At 37.5% G+C, this 18307-nt stretch carries 15 protein-coding genes (1 of these 15 running past the window's edge); 10 read left to right on the forward strand and 5 right to left on the reverse strand.

Going from position 1 to position 18307, the window contains the following annotated elements; all coding sequences use genetic code 11:
• The 4 genes from IGJ27_RS01595 to IGJ27_RS01610 all read right to left on the reverse strand — a co-directional run.
• On the reverse strand, positions 1-125 hold the 5' end (the start) of the coding sequence (locus IGJ27_RS01595) for a glutathione peroxidase (protein ID WP_034699391.1). It extends 346 nt beyond the left edge of the window; the window shows 125 of its 471 coding nt (coding positions 1-125); its start codon is at positions 123-125; its stop codon lies off the left edge, out of view.
• A gap of 218 nt (positions 126-343) precedes the next feature.
• Entirely contained in the window at positions 344-802 is a 459-nt protein-coding gene (locus IGJ27_RS01600) for an S-ribosylhomocysteine lyase (protein ID WP_010720211.1), read from the reverse strand.
• Between the two features lie 163 nt (positions 803-965).
• A complete protein-coding gene (locus IGJ27_RS01605) occupies positions 966-2114 on the reverse strand; it encodes a cystathionine gamma-synthase (RefSeq protein ID WP_053765858.1) in 1149 nt (382 codons plus the stop codon).
• Between the two features lie 55 nt (positions 2115-2169).
• Positions 2170-3087, reverse strand: a complete 918-nt coding sequence (locus IGJ27_RS01610; protein ID WP_178306218.1) for a PLP-dependent cysteine synthase family protein — start codon at positions 3085-3087, stop codon at positions 2170-2172.
• 357 nt (positions 3088-3444) lie between these two features.
• Here IGJ27_RS01610 and efp point away from each other — a divergent pair, with 357 nt between their 5' ends.
• Positions 3445-4008, forward strand: coding sequence for an elongation factor P (efp, locus tag IGJ27_RS01615; RefSeq protein ID WP_010720208.1), 564 nt, complete (start codon positions 3445-3447; stop codon positions 4006-4008).
• A 53-nt stretch (positions 4009-4061) separates the two neighbouring features.
• On the opposite strand, the gene IGJ27_RS01620 is transcribed toward efp, so the two are convergent.
• Complete coding sequence (locus tag IGJ27_RS01620; RefSeq protein WP_178306217.1) at positions 4062-5552, reverse strand: helix-turn-helix domain-containing protein; 1491 nt, start codon at positions 5550-5552, stop codon at positions 4062-4064.
• 354 nt (positions 5553-5906) lie between these two features.
• On the opposite strand from IGJ27_RS01620, the gene IGJ27_RS01625 reads away from it, so the two are divergent.
• The 9 genes from IGJ27_RS01625 to dapB all read left to right on the forward strand — a co-directional run bounded on the left by IGJ27_RS01625 (position 5907) and on the right by dapB (position 18306).
• Positions 5907-9413, forward strand: a complete 3507-nt coding sequence (locus IGJ27_RS01625) for a SpaA isopeptide-forming pilin-related protein (RefSeq protein WP_373191432.1) — start codon at positions 5907-5909, stop codon at positions 9411-9413.
• Complete coding sequence (locus IGJ27_RS01630; protein ID WP_178306216.1) at positions 9413-10822, forward strand: SpaH/EbpB family LPXTG-anchored major pilin; 1410 nt, start codon at positions 9413-9415, stop codon at positions 10820-10822. Before IGJ27_RS01625 ends, IGJ27_RS01630 begins: the two co-directional genes overlap by 1 nt.
• Positions 10819-12696 carry a SpaH/EbpB family LPXTG-anchored major pilin gene (locus IGJ27_RS01635; RefSeq protein WP_373191431.1) on the forward strand — a complete coding sequence of 626 codons (1878 nt, stop codon included), beginning with the start codon at positions 10819-10821 and terminating at the stop codon, positions 12694-12696. The genes IGJ27_RS01630 and IGJ27_RS01635 overlap by 4 nt, the downstream gene beginning before the upstream one ends.
• Positions 12697-12729: 33 nt before the next feature.
• Positions 12730-13557, forward strand: a complete 828-nt coding sequence (locus IGJ27_RS01640) for a class C sortase (protein ID WP_034699403.1) — start codon at positions 12730-12732, stop codon at positions 13555-13557.
• Positions 13558-13655: 98 nt separating this feature from the next.
• The gene (gene trhA / locus IGJ27_RS01645) at positions 13656-14303 is read left to right on the forward strand and encodes a PAQR family membrane homeostasis protein TrhA (protein WP_025480259.1); all 648 of its coding nucleotides are present in this window, start codon (positions 13656-13658) and stop codon (positions 14301-14303) included.
• Between the two features lie 374 nt (positions 14304-14677).
• Complete coding sequence (lysA, locus tag IGJ27_RS01650; protein ID WP_010738544.1) at positions 14678-15925, forward strand: diaminopimelate decarboxylase; 1248 nt, start codon at positions 14678-14680, stop codon at positions 15923-15925.
• Positions 15922-16728 carry a diaminopimelate epimerase gene (dapF, locus tag IGJ27_RS01655; RefSeq protein WP_178306214.1) on the forward strand — a complete coding sequence of 269 codons (807 nt, stop codon included), beginning with the start codon at positions 15922-15924 and terminating at the stop codon, positions 16726-16728. The genes lysA and dapF overlap by 4 nt, the downstream gene beginning before the upstream one ends.
• Positions 16721-17602, forward strand: a complete 882-nt coding sequence (gene dapA, locus IGJ27_RS01660) for a 4-hydroxy-tetrahydrodipicolinate synthase (RefSeq protein ID WP_178306213.1) — start codon at positions 16721-16723, stop codon at positions 17600-17602. Before dapF ends, dapA begins: the two co-directional genes overlap by 8 nt.
• Complete coding sequence (gene dapB, locus IGJ27_RS01665; RefSeq protein ID WP_178306212.1) at positions 17599-18306, forward strand: 4-hydroxy-tetrahydrodipicolinate reductase; 708 nt, start codon at positions 17599-17601, stop codon at positions 18304-18306. The genes dapA and dapB overlap by 4 nt, the downstream gene beginning before the upstream one ends.
• Position 18307: the final 1 nt, after the last annotated feature.

The raw sequence follows: 18307 nt of genomic DNA on the forward strand, positions 1-18307 counted from the left end.
TCGAATTGCGGAGCTAACCCACATTTCGTTGCGGTATTCACGATGATCATCGGTTGATTCTTGTACTTATCTAATGAATAAGAGGTTCCATCTTCTAAAGTAACCGTAAAATTATAAATACTCATCATCTTTCCTCCTCAGGATAGTTTAAAAGCTCCAAACATCAAACAAAATCATTTGTTTTCGTTTAGAGCTTAGCTAAAAATTATCTTCTACTGATAAATATGGTTATTTTGTAACTATTTGTCAAAAGTTTCGCTTATCGCTTATAAGGAAACGATTTGTTATAGAACATTGAAATGACATATCTGAGAATATATGGATTTCTCAATAGCTGTGTCAATTATGCTTCTACTTGAGACCATTCATCACGTTTTTCTAAGAATTCACGAGCGAGTGCTTGCGCACCTTCCAAAGTATGGCTAGCTGCCCAGCCACATTGCGTTTCGTTGCTTGCAGGGACTTCCGTCGCTTCAAGTACATCTTTCATTGTTTGTTCTAAAACATCTAAAATATCTTCGTAACTTTCATGGTTCAAAACAGTTAAGTAAAAACCTGTTTGGCAACCCATTGGTGACCAGTCAACAATATAATCAGCATGGTTACGGATCAATTCTGCCGTTAAATGCTCTAAAGAATGTAAACTTGGCATATCCATATGCTCTTTATTAGGTTGTTTGAAGCGAACATCATATTTGATAATGACATCGCCGTGTTCCCCAGTTTTTTTATCAGCTACTCTGATATAAGGTGCTTTTACTTTTGTGTGATCAAGATTAAAACTTTCTACGTTCATTTTCATGACTTAAGGCTCCTAACTATTGGTAATCATTTTTGTTTATCGGAATCAAGTACACATCTACTAGAAGAATCTTCGATAAACACAGTGCTTCCAATTAGATTCTAACACTTATTGCTTTGTAGGTGTAGCAATCTGAAATGAAATTTATCTTTTCTTTCATTCGCTAATTTTCTTTTAATTGCTGAAATGCTTGAGTTAAATCTTCAATAAGATCATCCTCATACTCAATTCCCACGGATAAGCGGATCAATCCATCTTTGATACCTGCTTTTTCCCTTTTTTCTTTAGGAACGGAAGCATGAGTCATCACTGCGGGAAGTTCGACTAAACTTTCCACACCACCTAAGCTTTCTGCCAAAATAAACAATCGGAGAGATTCAACGAAAGGAATCGCAGCCTGTTCATTTTTTAGTGTAAAAGAAACCATGCCACTATAACCACTCATTTGTGCTTGCGCAATTTCATGATTTTTATGAGTGACCAAACCAGGATAAAAGACTTGTTCAACTTCAGGACGTCCTTTTAAGAAGTGTGCGACCGCAAAAGCATTTTTTTGATGTTCTGCCATTCGTACACTTAATGTTTTGATTCCTCTTTGAAGTAGCCAGCTGTCTTGTGGCCCTAATACACCGCCAATGGCATTTTGATAATAGCCGATAGCATCCGCTAAGGTTTCATTATTTGTAGTAACCAAACCTGCGACGAGATCACTGTGTCCTCCGAGATATTTTGTCCCGCTGTGTAAGACGATATCTGCCCCTAAGTCAAGTGGTCTCTGGAAATAAGGAGTGGCAAAAGTATTATCAACGATTGTTATCAGTTGGTGTTTTTTTGCTAGTTGACTATTTTTTTGGAGATCAGTGATTTTTAATAACGGGTTACTTGGTGTTTCTAAATAAAGTGCTTTTGTATTGGGTTGAATGGCTTGCTCTACTTGTGCCAAATCACTCGTATCGACAATTGTATATTCCAGACCACTTTTGGTTAGGACTTGATCAAAGAGTCGAAAAGTACCACCATAAACATCATCGCCTAATAAAATGTGGTCTCCTGATTGAAAAAGAGAGAAGACTGCATGAATACCGGCTAAACCAGAGGCAAAAGCAAATCCTTTGATTCCACCTTCCAACTCAGCAATCAATTCTTCAAGGGCAAAACGTGTGGGATTCCCAGAACGAGAATATTCATATTGCTTGGGATTTCCCACGCTATTTTGTCGATAAGTGGATGTTTGATAGATCGGAACACTAACTGCTCCAGTAGTAGGGTCTTCACTGATTCCGCCATGTATTAGTTTTGTTTGAATATGCATTATTTGTTCCTCCTAATTTTTTATATCTGTATTTCGGTCAAAACGACTATTTGTTTTATGAATAGATTCCTTTTGATAAATAACGGTCTGCTCCATCTGGGAAAATAGTTACCACTGAACTTCCTAAAGGTAATCGTTGGACTTCATGTAAGGCTGCCGCAAAAGCAGCGCCGCTAGAACTACCAACTAATAGACCTTGTTGCTTGGCTAGTTGCTTTGTGTAAGCAAAGCCTTCTTGATCAGAAATCGTTTCAAAACCATCTATGGTGATTCCAGAAAGAAATGGTGGGGTAAATTCAACGCCAATTCCCTCGATTTTGTAACTATGAGCAGTACCACCATTCAAAATTGAGCCTTCTGGTTCGACACCAATTAAACGAATGTCTGCATTTTGTTCCTTTAAATATTTAGCGGTGCCCGCAAACGTACCGCCACTACCAATCCCCGCTACAAAGCTAGTGATTGGTTCTGTAAGTTCTTGACTAATTTCCGGTCCGATCGTCTGATAATAGGCCATGGGATTCGCCCAATTCTCAAATTGCATTGGTAGAAAGCTGTGAGGAATGGTTTTTGCTAATTCTTTACTTTTTTCAATCGCACCAACGATGCCGAGTTCACTTGGTGTGTGGATGATTGTTGCGCCTAATGCTTTCATCACTTGTTGTTTTTCCATACTGAATTTTTCAGGAACAACAAAGATTGTTTTGATAGAATAACTTAAAGCAGTTAATGCTAAACCAATTCCAGTATTACCAGCAGTAGGTTCAATAATTGTTGTCTCTTTTGTGATCTGTCCGGTTTGAATCCCTTGTTGGATCAGATAATGACCGAGTCGATCTTTGATACTTCCGCCGGGGTTCAAATACTCTAATTTCGCATAAATAGCTGAATGTTGGGGCATAGGATAATCTTTAGCAGTAAATTTAAAAAACGGGGTGGATCCAATTGCTTCGGTGATTGTTGTAATGATCATAATTCCCTCCTAAAAAAATAGAATATAAAAAGGAGCTGACTATTAAATCAGCTCCTTGAAAAAATCATGAAATAAGTATTGGAAAACGGAAGAAGGCAATACCAATTTATGAAGGGCTATTAATAGACATGACAAATCGTATGCTGCTTTTATGCACCATACAACAACAAATATTCATTTGTTTTGATTTGCTGTTTGTCATGTGAAGTCCCTCCAAAAATGAATTTCATTAAAAATAGCATGATTAAACGAGAAAGTCAAAGAGTAAAACTTAAAAATAGATAATTCCCTAGTTTTCTAAGCAGTTGTCTGATACAATAAAGTTGATTATGATTAAGTTAAGAAGGAGCAAAAATAATGATCTCAGCAAGTGATTTAAGAGCCGGTATGACATTTGTTCAAGACGGTAAATTAATTAAAGTTTTAGACGCAAGCCACCACAAACCTGGTAAAGGAAACACTGTGATGCGTATGAAACTAAAAGATGTTCGTTCAGGAGCAACATATGACACAACTTTCCGACCAGAAGAAAAGTTTGAAAAAGCACATATTGATACGAAACCAGTACAATATTTATATACAATGGACGACACAGCATTCTTTATGGATCTTGAAACATATGAACAATATGAAATTCCAGTAGAGACTGTAGAAGAAGAAATGAAATATATTTTAGAAAATATGGAAGTAAAAATTCAATTCTTCGGCAGCGAAGTGATTGGTGTTCAACTTCCAACAACGGTTGTTTTGCGTGTTGTTGAAACACAACCTTCAATTAAAGGAGCAACCGTGACTGGTTCTGGTAAACCAGCTACAATGGAAACAGGTTTAGTCGTTAACGTTCCAGACTTCATCGAAACAGATGAACTACTTGAAATCAATACAACAGAAGGCACATACGTAAAACGTGCATCAAAATAATAATAAAGGCTTTTGTTCAAGATCCAGTAGGATACTTGAGCAAAAGCCTTTATTTATAGCTGTTTTTTTAATTTTTCATGGTGGGCATGTGAAAGTCGTTGATACAATGCCGTTTCAAAATCATTGTAACGACAAAAATCAATGACCGAATATTTTGCTGGGTCTAGCTCTGGAGGAATAAGCAAGGGTGAACCAATAATATAAAAATCATACTGTTTCGTGAGTGGCAGATGGGCTTTTTCAATCTCGATAAAAGGAATCTTTTCACCTAGATTAAATATCTCATAAGTGATCAAGTATTCTGAAACGTTGATAAAGCCAACTTTCAATTTATAGTCTTCTTCCAGCTTGGTATAATACGGATAAAGTAAACAAGCTTGGATGAAAGCTAATTCACTACTACAATTTTTTAACCAAAGGAAGTTTTTACGATTCGCAATCTTTTTCCAATAACTTTCGATTTTAGTAGCTAAAATTTGGATCATAGGATATTTCTTTTGGATATACGTAGAAATAAAAAAGGTTGTTAAAGGGATTTTTTGTTTGAATACAGTAAAATTCAACAATGAAAGGTAGATATTCGCATGAAGGGAAGGCTCTTCATGAAAGTTGAAATTACAAATATATTTTTGACAATGCGTTTCAAACTCTTCCAAGACTTTTTTTAAATGGTTGTTCGCCTGCAGATAAGAATGTTCCACGATTGGTAATTGGACATCTGATTTGGAATTTAGAAAAGGCCAATAATAGAACAAATAAAAAAGGGAATTGATTTCTAAAATATCGAGCTTCAAATTAGCAAGTTGAAAGAAATCATAAAAAAATTCAAGATCTGTTCCACTAGGGATAAAAGAAGTGGGAGTTAATTCATAAATATCAGTGAAATGACCCTCTTTAATTCGTAAAAGATTGATTTTACAATGGAGCATAGCTTGCTTCTTGCCGATTGCATATTTATCTTTCAGGTGTTCCGCTTCGTATAACTCAAATAGTGCTTTTAAATCATCGCTAAAATAGAGATCATCTAGACTTTCACCTAATGAAACAAACCAAAAAAAGTTAAAAAACATAATCCGGATCAGCATTTCCGAACCTGTTAGTGTTAAGTTCGTTAAGTTCAAAGTGATATGATAGTCTTTAAAATACTGCGCTAATTTTTTGGTTTGGCGAAAACAAGTGGAACGGCTAATATAGTTGCGTTGACAAAAAGAAGCAAGATCTTCATCTTGCTTCTTGATGATACTAAGCAATAACTGATAAGGGATACTTTGTGTGGTTAAAAAATTTTGATATTGATTGTAATGGATCATTCTTTCACGAATGATCAACTTATTTTTAGCCGTTAATAATTGTTTATTACTTATCTTTGCCAAGTCTTCTTGAATAGAAACAAGGATTTTTTTTAGTTTAACCATACTGATTGTTGTTTCTAAGTTTTCTCTTAGGTTATCGATCAAGTGCTCTCCTGGAGATAACGTCAATAGTTGACCATAAACAGCTAATTTGCCTCGCGAATGATCATCTAACAATAATTGCTCGATCAATAAATCACCATCTTTTCTAATTTAGTATTATTATTATTAACTCATTTTTATCATCTTGTAAATATGTATCTCAGATTTTTATATTTTTTCAGTAATTGTAGAAATGAGAAGAAAGTCAGTGTTTCAAAACCAAGTCTATTCGATCAGTTATTTTGAAAATATAAACTACATCATTATATAAAAATAACAGAACGTTTATAGATATATTTTTTACTTACATATCTTCTATAGATTTAATATAACTAAAAAATCCACTTAAAAATTGAATGAGAATAAAAAGAGAAAAAATAGAGGTTTTTTCTCTTTTTTTATATTATCTAACTGAATTTTAAATAATTTTTAAGGAGGATATCTATGAGAAAGAAACAATTATTCTTTTTGTTAGGGTCTTTAGGAATCATTGTTGTACTCAATTTTTTCTTTCAGAATCGGAAACTTGTCGAAGCAAGTAATGAGGCTACTATGGAAATAATGGCTAATGAATATGGCCAAGTCCAAGCTCATCAATCTGCGGAACAATTGACCATCGAATTAGGGCTTTCTGAGAATGACCAAGGACATAGATACTTGGTACGGGTTATTGATTCAGAAACAAAAGAAATGCTTCTACCAATTCCAACAACTGAATATACGGAATACCTTAATGAAACTAGTGGAAAATGGCTCACAACTAGCCAATTTTTCAAGCAAGAGTATCACGAGAAGTGGATTTTTGCAGGCATCAAGCAGAATCAGTCAGTTGACGTAGAAGTTTTAGTGGAACAACAAACGGCAGAAAATGAGCAAGGAAAAGCACTCACGCCGATTGTGAAGGAATCATTTAAGTTTCTGGAAAATAATACATTAGAGCAACAAAGTAATAAGGAGTCTTCGCTGGAAACAACGGAGCAATCGACTAAATCTAACGAAGCAGACACAAAGGGATCAACAGAAAGAGGAAATGAAGAACAGCAAGCAAAGGGACAAGATCTTGAAGAAGAGACAAAAGAAGAGGTTGTACGTCCGTTTGAATTTCCCGCTCTCTTTTCTGCTGGAAATAATAAACAAATTGTCACACCTATCGTACCAAATTATACCAACGATTCTACTGGGGTCTACCCACAAGTAGCGTGGCAGCCGACAGGAAACGAAACGGTTCTCAATCATCAAGGAAATCAAAATGGTCAGTGGGATGGTGTGACGTCATGGAATGGCGACCCATCTAATCGGTCAAATTCTTATATCGAATACGGGGGGACAGGAGAAGAATCCTCTTATGCTATTCGTAAATATGCACGAGAAACGGCTACACCAGGATTATACGATGTTTTTTTTAATGTACGTGGGAACGTTCAAAAAGAGTTTTCACCTGTAGACGTTGTATTAGTAGTTGATTGGTCAGGCAGTATGAATGAAGACAATCGTTTAGCAGAAGTGAAACGAGGGGTCAATAGTTTTGTAGATACCCTTGATCATAGTGGTATAGCTGAAAAAATCAATCTTGGCTATATTGGGTATTCTAGTGTGGGTTATAACAACGGTTCAATCCCACTAAGTTCATTCAATTCTGTAAAAAATCAGATTAAAGCGATCACACCTTCAACGACACAAGGGGGAACCTTTACTCAAAAAGCGTTGAGAGAAGCTGGTGAGATGTTGGCTGAACAAAATAATCATGAAAAAGTGATTGTTTTATTAACGGATGGTGTGCCAACCTACTCCTATCACGTGAACAAAGTGTTTACAGAACAAGATGGTAGTTATTATGGAACTGAATTTAGCGATGTACGAGAAGGAGCCGGAAATACTTCTCTTTTAAGTAGATATTACAATGTTCCAGATCAAAACAATCGAGAGAAGCAAATTCGGAGCACGTTTACAGCAACGATCGGCGAAGCATTAGCGTTGAAAGAACGAGGAATCAAGATCCATGGCTTAGGAATCCAATTGCAATCAGATATTCCAGCTGGCTTATCAAAAGCTGATGTGGAAACAAATATGAAGAAAATGGTATCAACGGATGAATCTGGTCAATTCTATTACGAATCGGCTGATCGCGCCACAGATATTTCTGATTATTTAGCGAAAAAAGCGGTCCATATTGCTGGAACCATCAGTAATGGAAAAGTGATTGATCCGATTGCTCAACCCTTTGTTTACGAAGAAAATACCCTCACGATCAAAGATGTAGGGAAAAATGCTGTCGCAGTAATGCCTACGATTGGTATTTCTGGTTCAACGATCCAAAGCAATCAACTATATTTAGGGAAAGATCAGGAAATCCAAATCCATTATCAGGTACGAATCCAAACTGAAAGTAAAACGTTTAAACCCGATGTATGGTACCAAATGAATGAAAAAACAACCTTGCAACCGACGGCGGATGCTTCAACAATTGTTGAATTTGGCGTTCCTTCCGCAAAAGCACCAGGCGTAACATTGTCTTTCACAAAAGAATGGGAAGAATATGATCATGATACTAGCCTACGACCAGATCACATCACTTATGAAATAAAACGAACGCCAACAACAGATAAAAATAGTTGGCAAACGGGATTTATCCAGTTAAATAAACCAACTAATGATACCGAGGGAACTTGGAGACGTGAAGACATCAAGTTACTCTCAGCAAGTAATGGCGCTGACTATCATGAAAACATGATGTTGCCAAAATTTAATAACCAAGGACAACCGTTTAACTATCAAGCAAGTAACGAAATGGCCGTTGAAGGTTATGAGGCTGCTAAAGTCAACGATACGACTTGGAAAAATACTAAAAAGTTTACACCATTTGATTTGAACATCACCAAACATTCTTCATCTGGAGCAAAAAATCTTGTAGGAGCAGTTTTCGAATTAACTGGTCAATCTAAAACAATCCGCTTGATCGATAACAAAGATGGCAGTTATCACTTGCCTGCTGATGTTCGACTAATGAAAGGGGAAACCTATACGCTTACAGAGGTACAGGCACCAGACGGACATGAACTTGCTCAAAAAAACACCTGGAAGATTGCGGTATCAGCCGAAGGAAAGGTAACGATCGACGGACAATCCGCAAAAATCGAGGAACAGGCGATTCTTCTAACGATCGAAAATCCTTTCAAAAAAATTCCTTTGGCGATTCACAAATATACGCTTCATGGGTCAGAAAAAGTCCACTTAGCAGGTGCTACTTTTGAATTACAGAAAAAAGATGCTGCTGATAGTTATCGAACAGTAGCGACAAAAGTATCGGAACTAACGGGACTGGCTCAATTTACAGTAGAGGAACCAGGAGAATATCGAATGGTAGAGACGAAAGGACCCGTTGGCTATGATACGATTGCTGGGAATTATGAATGGACGATTGATCAATATGGCACGATCCACTATGAACATGAAAATGTTGAGGTAGATCCGCAGTGGACATTACAGCATCAAAACCATCTCAAACCTTTTAATCTTACGGTCTATAAAAAACAAGATAACGGGCAATCATTAAAAGGGGCCAGCTTTAAACTAGAGGGAGAAGGGTCAAGTGTCGAACTACCTCAAGCAGGTGAATCAACGGATACATTTACATTTGAAAACCTTCAACCTGGTTCTTACACGTTAACGGAAACCAAAACACCAGATGGGTATCAAGGATTGAAAAAGCCAGTCTTGATCGTGGTGAAGGAAGATGGAACAGTGACCGTGGATGGGTCCAAACAAGAAAGTGGATTAGTAGCTGGAGACGAAAATAATCAAATTACGTTAACGATTACCAATCAAGTCAAAGTTCCTTTACCTGAGACTGGCGGAATGGGTCGTATCTGGTTCTATTTAGCTGGTTTCCTTGCGATAAGCAGCACATGTTTCGTTGCCTTTTTCAAAAAACAAAGAAAGGGCGTGGCGTAATGAAAAAAAGAATCTGGTATATCTTGTTCCTCATTCCGCTGTTGTTGACGATTGGATCGCAAAGAAGTGCGGCTCAAAATATCCCGAACCAATCTTCGAATGAGCAGGTACAGATTATCTTGCATAAACTTCTGTTTACGGAAGGGAATTTACCTGATCCACAAAAAAATACGGGTGAAGAGCAAGTATTCTTCCAAGAAGCTCAGGGGCTAAATGAGGTGAGTTTTTCGGTTTATGATGTCACAGCTTCTTTCTATCAATTGAGAGAACAAGGGATCGATGTCACAACAGCGCAACAACAATTAGCAAAAAAGGGACAAGAGATCGGAACGTTTGTAACAGAACAAATCACCAAAACCGTTGGTAACGAAGCTGGTATCGCTCAATTTCAATTACCAAAGCAAGATGCACAAGGAAGAGATCAAGTGTATCTTTTTCAAGAAACGAAGACACCAGTAAACGTCAAAGAAAAATCAGCCAATTTAGTTGTGGTACTCCCAATTAATAATGAGCAAGGTCAAGAATTGAAGACGATTCATTTATATCCTAAGAACGAAGAAACGACTCCACTTTCTTTTTTGGAAAAAAAGATCCAAGGAGATTCCAGTGTTTCGTTTGGTGAAATCGTCACTTATACAGTAGATACCATTGTTTCTGACTGTCAAAGCTATCAACTCATTGATGAAGCGGATGATCATTTGCTCTTCTTACCTGATACATGGAAACTCAAAATTGGCGGACAAGAAATACATTCCGGGTATAAGATGGTTTCTCATCAAAATGGCTTTGAATTGACATTGGCTAAAGAGACACTCCAAAAAATGGTTGGACAACCACTTTCGATTACCTATCAGATGCAAGTATCAGCGACAGCAATTCCAGACGAGAAATTGAAGAATAACGTCACGGTCACTACAGAACGTGAGTACCTCCAACGATCAACTGCCATCCGTACGGGAGGAAAGCATTTTTTGAAAATTGATAGTCGAAATCAAAGTCCTCTACAAGGCGCTGTATTTCTAGTAAGAAATCAAAGAGGCAAATACCTTCATCAAACGAAGGAAGGCGTTACTTGGCGAATGAGTAGTGAAGGAGCGTATCGACTAACTTCCGACCAATCAGGGAATTTTTCAGTTCGAGGGTTGACCGACGGGAATTATTACCTTGAAGAGATCCAGTCACCGAAAGGTTATATCAAAAGTGAAGAGCTAATTCCTTTTGTAGTTGAAAAAAATTCGTTTCAGCAAAACGGACAACAGGCGGATCCTTTGAAGGTAAAGAATCGTAAAGCAGATTTCGGTTTGCTGCCTAAAACAAATGAAAAAAATAGCCAGTTTTATGTCATCGTTGGGCTAATACTAGTTAGTATCAGTCTGTGGAAATGGAGAAAGAAAGGTGAAAATAAATGAAAAAAGAGTGGAAAGCAATCGACATTTGTTGGGGAATATTATTCGTGTTATCAGCTGTTTTAGGTAGCTGGGTAGGGCAATCGCCTATCTTTGCAGCTACTGATCAAGAAGTTGCACAAGTGATCTTGCATAAGAAAAAAGCACTTTCTTTACCCAATGTTATTCAAAACAGTGGGAAAGAGATGACAGAGTTTGACCAATATCAAGGTCTAGGAGATGTATCATTTACTGTTTATAATGTAACGAATCAATTTTATGAACAACGAAATAATGGTAAATCAGTCGAAGAAGCGCAACAAGCAGTTCAAGAGCTGACTCCTGGAGAACCTATCACGTCGGGAACGACAGATGCACAAGGAAGCGTAACGCTGGAATTGCCAAAATCTCAAAACGGAAAAGATGCGGTTTATGTCATCAAAGAAGAACCGAAAGCAGGGGTAGTCGCAGCTGGCAATATGGTATTGGCTTTTCCTGTTTATGAAATGATCAAACAACCAGACGGCTCTTATCAGTATGGTACAGAAGAATTAGACACGATTCATTTATATCCTAAAAATCTTGTTTCTAATAATGGGGTATTGCAAGTCAAAAAAGTGGGGACAGCCGAAAATGAACCATTGAATGGCGCAGTCTTTAACATTTCAAAAACCGAAGGATCAGTAAAAAAATACCTTCATAGTGTGAAAGACGGGCTTTATACTTGGACAACTGATCAAACCGCTGCTAAATCTTTTTTGACTGGGAAAACGTATCATATCGGAACAGCTGACTTCATTGAAGAAAACAGTGAAAAAGGTCAGATGGAAATTTACGGTTTAGAAGTTGGCCACTACCTTTTGGAAGAAGTGAAGGCACCAGATAACGCCGCATTGATTGAGAGTCAAACGAAAACAGCATTTGAAATTACCGAAAATAATCAAACGCCTGTCGAAAAAACGATTAAAAATGATACATCAAAAGTTGAAAAAAGTACGTCAAAATTAAATGGCAAAGATGTAGCAATTGGCGAAATGATCCAGTATGAAATCAAGGTCAATCTTCCCGAAGGAATTGCTGATAAAGAAGGTTCAATGAACAAATACACGAAATTCAATTTAATCGATCAACACGATGCAGCATTGACTTTTCATCATGCAGTCAATGGCGCCAATGGCTATGCACTTTACGATGGAGAAACAACAATCGATCCAAGTCATTATACAGTGATTGAGCAAGAAAATGGCTTTACGGTGGCAGTTGATCCAGCGTACATTCCTTCTTTAACGCCTGGAGGAACATTGAAATTTATTTATTATATGTATTTGAATGACCAAGCAAATCCAACTACAGGATACCAAAATGAAGCAAATGTAGAAAACGACTATACGAAAGACCAAACACCACCAACTGTTGAAGTAGTTACAGGTGGTAAGCAGTTTATCAAAGTTGATGGAGCGGTTTCAACAAACCAACCGTTAGCAGGTGCTAGCTTTGTCGTTCGAGACCAAGATTCAAGTGAGGCGAACTATTTGTTGATTGATCCTCAAACGAAAGCCGTTAATTGGACGAAAGAGCAAGGAAAAGCGACTGTTTTTACTACTGAAAAAGATGGGTTGATTACCATCATTGGATTAGCTTATGGAACCTACTATTTAGAAGAAATCAAGGCACCAGAAAATTATGTACAGTTGACCAACCGCCTTTCATTTGTAGTCGATGAACAATCTTATCATTTGTCTGGACAAGTCATTTCACCAGAAAAGGTACCAAACAAGCATAAAGGAACATTACCTTCTACAGGTGGCAAAGGGATTTACCTTTACCTAACAATTGGTACAGTCTTATTAATCATGGGAATTGGTTATTTTGTAAAAGTAAAAAAATCCCATCAATAAAAGGAAAAACGAGTCAAAAAAGGATGACAATCAATGAGTAACAAAAAGCGGCGATATTTGGATAGTTTCATGACCTTGTTATTCATCACAGGAATCGTAATTTTTATGTATCCTTTTGTTAGTGATCGTATCAATGATTACCTGGATCAGCAAATCATTAGAAAATACCAACAACAAGCACAACAACAAAAGACAGAAGAGTTAGAGAAAATCCAACAAGAATATCTAGAAAAAAATCGAGAACTTGCAAAAAGTAATTCTTCCCCAGGCTCTGACCCATTCGCCGAAGAAGAACCGGAGAAGGTAACACAATCAACGATCCAAAAACATACCATTGGTGTGTTATCAATCCCGAAAATCAATGTGCGACTACCGATTTTTGACCAAACGACTTCTTTTTTTCTGGAAAAAGGTGCCTCTTTATTGGCAGGGACCTCTTATCCAGTTGGGGGTGAAAGTACTCATGCCGTTCTTTCTAGTCATCGTGGATTACCCAAAGCCAAACTATTTACGGATTTAGATCAACTAGAGAAAAACGATTTGTTTTTTATCGAAAGTCAGAATGGTAAATTAGCGTATCAAGTGGATCAAATCAAAATTATTGAGCCTACAGATCTTGATGATCTGATGATTGAAAAAGGGCAGGATTTAGTTACATTATTAACGTGTACCCCTTATATGGTCAATAGTCACCGGTTGCTGGTACGAGGACACCGTATTCCCTATGAAGATCAAGACATTGAAAAAGAAGTCAAGAAAATCGATAGCCAAAAAAAACGATCTCTTTTGATTCTTGGATTCGTATTGATTGGATTGCTAGTGGTCGGGATAGTGTGTTTCATTTGCTATTTTAAACATTAAGTTTTAATATAGTTTTGAAAACTAGATGTAAAAGTCTTACAAACAGTATATAATAGGTTTATAAGAAGAAGGCATCAATGATTGGAGGAAATACAAAAATGGAAGTAGAATTTAGTCGGAAGTATCAAATAGTGAATGAAGTGTTGAATGCCGTCACCCATGGAATTGCAGCGTTTTTAAGTCTCATTTGTTTTGACTTGCTGATGGAACAAGCTCATTCAACCCTCGATTATGTTGCGTTTATCATTTATGGCAGTTCGCTGTTTTTGCTTTTTTTCAGTTCTACGTTGTTCCATAGCTTGATTTTTACAAAAGCAAAAAAAGTGTTTCAAATATTCGATCATTGTTCGATCTATCTACTGATTGCCGGGACCTATACGCCTTTTTGCCTGTTAATCGTTCAGGGACTTTCTGGTGTACTATTACTTAGTGTGATCTGGGCAACAGCAGTTATCGGGATCATTTACAAGTGTTTGACTTTAGCGAAAGCCAGTCAGGTTTCTAAAGTATCAACGATTATTTATAATGTGATGGGCTGGGGAATCGTGATCGTTTTACCGAAACTTTATCAAAACATCAATTTGACCGGTTTACTTTTATTGGTCGCTGGTGGGTTAGCTTACTCGATCGGCTCAATTTTTTATAGCATGAAAAGTAAGAGATTCACACATGTTATTTGGCACTTATTTGTGATGTTAGGTGCATCATTGATGTTTTTAGCCGTTTACTTTGGGTATGTGGTTTAAGTAAAATCAATTTAAGAATGAATTTTCTGATGAACAAAGGAATAGCTCTCTTTTTTACAACGAAGAATTAAATTAAAAAATACGTTTGGTTTCGATGGAATGATCGCAACCAAACGTATTTTTATTTGATGGAGCAGTTGCTTTCACTAGATTGTATGATTGAAATAGTGAGATTTATGAGCATATCCATTGTTTTTTAATCTTTTATTCGCTAGTTTTGTATTTATACAAAAAAATGTATGAATGCACTTTTTTTTATTAAATTTATGAATATAGTAGACAATCACTGAGAATTTGTTTAATATTATTCAAATAAAATTCAAATCTTAATGAGAGAAATTTTAAAAAACATTGCGGAAAAGAGGTAGTCTCGGATGTCAGAATTAATGATCGGTGAAATTCCTGTTAGTCAATTAGTAAAACAATATCAAACACCCCTTTATGTTTACGATGAGAAGCAAATGGTTGAGAACATCAAGGCATTTAAACAAGGATTTCAATCAGATCATTTTAAGACAAAGATTTTATATGCATCAAAAGCATTTCAGACCGTTGCCATGTTAAAACTGATTCAATCACAAGGATTAGGTTTAGATGTAGTTAGTGGTGGCGAAATTTATACAGCTGTGTGTGCTGACTTTCCAATGGAAGAGGTCTATTTTCATGGAAACAATAAAACACCTGCGGAAATCCGTTATGCTATTGAAAATGGACTTGTTCATTTTGTAGCGGATAATCTCATGGAAGTTGAATTGTTAGTCGCACTTAGCCAAGAATATCAAAAAGAACTCCAGGTAATGATCCGGTTGAATGTAGGGATCGAAGCACATACGCATGAATATGTCGTTACCGCTCATATTGATTCAAAATTTGGTCTACTCTATGAAAGTGAAGAGTGTCAAAAAGCGATCCAATTTATTCAGGGTAGTGAATTTTTACAGTTAGAAGGCTTTCATGCACATATTGGTTCGCAGATTTTTGAACTATCGGCATGGATAGCAGAAATCCATAAACTGGTTGGTTATCTTAAAGATTTTGATGAAGTACTTTCGCTAAATCTTGGGGGAGGGTTCGGTATTCGTTATACCGAAAGTGATCAGCCATTGCCCATTGAAGAATCTGTTCGAGAATTAGTACGTTTTACGGAAGAAGCTTTAAAAAAACAAGGATTAGTAATCAATGAATTGTTGATCGAACCCGGAAGAAGTATCGTTGGGGAAGCAGGAACGACGCTTTATACGGTAGGATTTATTAAGCAAACGCCAAATAAAAAATATTATTTTGTCGATGGGGGAATGACCGATAATATCCGTCCAGCACTCTATCAAGCGAGCTATCAATGTGATCTGGCAACCAAATTAAGGGAAAAGAAAACCGAAAAAGTCACGATCGCTGGGAAAATGTGTGAGTCAGGTGATGTGGTTATTCAAGAAGCTCTTTTGCCTATCGCTGAACCCGGAGATATATTAGCGGTATATGCCACAGGCGCTTATGGTTATTCAATGAGTAGCAACTATAACCGAGCTTTGACGCCTGCTGTGGTATTCGTCAACGGTGAAACTGCTCGATTAGTGGTACGTAGGCAAGAATATGAGGATTTATTGCGAGGTGAAGTTCAATGATCCTGCATAAATATAATGGTTGCGGCAATGATTTTATCTTAATGGACTATGAAGAAGGAATCGATTATCACCAATTAGCCAGCAAATGGTGTGGACAGGATCGATTTGATACAGATGGGTTGATTGTCGTTCGAGAGCAACCTTTAACGATGCTTTATTTCAATAAAGATGGCAGTCAGGCGCCGATGTGTGGGAATGGGATTCGTTGTTTTGCTCGGCATGTATGGGATAAAGCTATGGTAGAAACTTCACCTTTCGACGTACACACATTAGCGGGTGTGATTTCCATTGAAATTTTGACAGAAGACCCTTTTTATTGTACCGCTCAGATGGGACAACCCGATTATTCGACAGAAAAGTTAGCGGTCAATCAAACAGAACCCATCGTGGATCAAATAGTACGTATTGGACAAGTGGATGTCCAGCTAACTAGTTTGTTTATGGGCACGATCCATACCGTTGTTTTTGTAGAGGATGCAAAAGCGCAACAAATGAAAGCGTTAGGGGAACAGATTTGTCACCATCCATTATTCTCAGAAAAAACCAATGTTAATTTTGTCCAACGAGTCAATGAACAGGAACTGATCGTACGCACGTATGAACGTGGCGTTGGTTGGACATTGGCTTGTGGTACTGGCTGTTGTGCGGCTTATGTCGTAGCTAGAGATCATGGATACTTAGCAAGTGCTAAGGCCATGATCCACTTAGAGCAAGGAGAGTTAATGATTACTGGGGAGACACAAATACAAATGACGGGACCAGCTGTTCATGAATGGTCACAAAAGGAGATGTCGTATGATTAAAGGTTCGATCGTTGCATTGATTACACCGATGGATGCGCTTGGCGAAATTGACTATCAAGGATTAGAGAAACTAATTGAGTTTCATCTTTCAGAAGGTACAGATGGCCTGTTAGTGTTAGGAACAACTGGGGAATCTTCGACGTTAACGCCAGAAGAAGAAGAGGAGATTCTACGTTTTACAGTAGCAAAAGTAAATAAAAGAATCCCAGTCATCGCAGGCGCAGGAACAAACGATACGAAAAAAACAATTGAAAGAGTCCAACGTTTAGCAGCGATTGGGGCGGATCAATTGTTAGTGATCACGCCTTATTATAATAAGACAAGTGATGCAGGTTTGTTGGCGCATTTTACTGCAATTGCTGACCAATCACCACGACCGATCATTTTATACAATGTACCATCTAGAACTGGAATGACGATCCCAATCCCAGTCCTGGAAAAATTAGCGACACATCCACAAATCAGCGGGATCAAAGAAGCATCAGGTGATCTGGCTTATGTGATGGCAGTTGGTCGTCTTTTGACAGACTCGTTTGTCCTTTATAGTGGCAACGATGATGCTATTTTGCCGATATTAAGTGTGGGTGGAACTGGGGTTATCAGTGTTTGGGCCAATATCCAGCCTAGATTAGTCCATGAATTAGTCGCAACGTTTGAGCAAGGGAATCTTCGACGAGCGCAACAAATCCAATTAACTGCCTTACCATTGATCCATGCCTTGTTTAGTGAAACAAATCCGATCCCAATAAAAGCCGCAATGGAGATGATGGCTCTTCCTTCAGGTGTGTTACGGCTACCACTTGTTCCTCTGTCTGAGGACAAGCGAGGAGTATTACAGGAATTATTACCTATGAAAGGACGAGAACAGGTATGAAAATTGGTGTAGTCGGACATGGACGAATGGGTAAAAAAATCCAAGAAGTCATTGAATCTTATGAGCATGAAGTCGTTTTTCCAAAGGTCTCCCTTAAAGAAGCGACTGCTTTATCTTTTCCGAGTAATATCTCACTCCTTATTGATTTTTCTCACGCAGATAATTTGGAAAAAGTGCTAGATTATGGAGCAGCACACCAACTTCCAGTCGTGATCGGAACGACTGGCTATAGTGAGGAACAATTCCAGGCAATCGAAGCGTTTGGGCAACGTTTCCCCATTTTATACAGTGCGAACTTTTCTTTAGGGATTTTTGTCATGAATCAATTAGTGAAGCAGGCTGCTGAATTATTGAAAACATGGCAAATCGAATTGATTGAAAAACATCATGACCAAAAAAAAGATGCGCCTTCTGGAACGGCTCAATCACTACTCGCTAGTATGCAAGAAGTCCGTAAACTATCGCCTGTTTTCCAATGGAAAGATCAACCTAGAAAAACCGATGAAATCGGAGTACACAGTTTACGTATTGGTTCTGTACCTGGAGAGCACGAAGTTTTATTTGCATCTACGGATGAAGTATTATCAATCAAACATGAATCGTTTTCCAATCAGATTTTTGCAGAAGGAGCAGTAAGTGCAGCTTTTTGGTTAAGCAATCAACCAGCTGGATACTATCAATTAGCAGATACTTTAGGTGGATAAA

It is taken from the genome of Enterococcus sp. DIV1726a, from assembly GCF_051710985.1.
In the GTDB taxonomy this organism is placed as follows: Bacteria; Bacillota; Bacilli; order Lactobacillales; family Enterococcaceae; genus Enterococcus_B; species Enterococcus_B hirae.

Coding starts and splice junctions, on each gene's coding strand:
- IGJ27_RS01600 (WP_010720211.1), bottom strand. CDS start 802: ATGAAAATGAACGTAGAAAGTTTTAATCTTGATCACACAAAAGTAAAA.
- IGJ27_RS01605 (WP_053765858.1), bottom strand. CDS start 2,114: ATGCATATTCAAACAAAACTAATACATGGCGGAATCAGTGAAGACCCT.
- IGJ27_RS01610 (WP_178306218.1), bottom strand. CDS start 3,087: ATGATCATTACAACAATCACCGAAGCAATTGGATCCACCCCGTTTTTT.
- efp (WP_010720208.1), top strand. CDS start 3,445: ATGATCTCAGCAAGTGATTTAAGAGCCGGTATGACATTTGTTCAAGAC.
- IGJ27_RS01625 (WP_373191432.1), top strand. CDS start 5,907: ATGAGAAAGAAACAATTATTCTTTTTGTTAGGGTCTTTAGGAATCATT.
- IGJ27_RS01630 (WP_178306216.1), top strand. CDS start 9,413: ATGAAAAAAAGAATCTGGTATATCTTGTTCCTCATTCCGCTGTTGTTG.
- IGJ27_RS01635 (WP_373191431.1), top strand. CDS start 10,819: ATGAAAAAAGAGTGGAAAGCAATCGACATTTGTTGGGGAATATTATTC.
- IGJ27_RS01640 (WP_034699403.1), top strand. CDS start 12,730: ATGAGTAACAAAAAGCGGCGATATTTGGATAGTTTCATGACCTTGTTA.
- trhA (WP_025480259.1), top strand. CDS start 13,656: ATGGAAGTAGAATTTAGTCGGAAGTATCAAATAGTGAATGAAGTGTTG.
- lysA (WP_010738544.1), top strand. CDS start 14,678: ATGTCAGAATTAATGATCGGTGAAATTCCTGTTAGTCAATTAGTAAAA.
- dapF (WP_178306214.1), top strand. CDS start 15,922: ATGATCCTGCATAAATATAATGGTTGCGGCAATGATTTTATCTTAATG.
- dapA (WP_178306213.1), top strand. CDS start 16,721: ATGATTAAAGGTTCGATCGTTGCATTGATTACACCGATGGATGCGCTT.
- dapB (WP_178306212.1), top strand. CDS start 17,599: ATGAAAATTGGTGTAGTCGGACATGGACGAATGGGTAAAAAAATCCAA.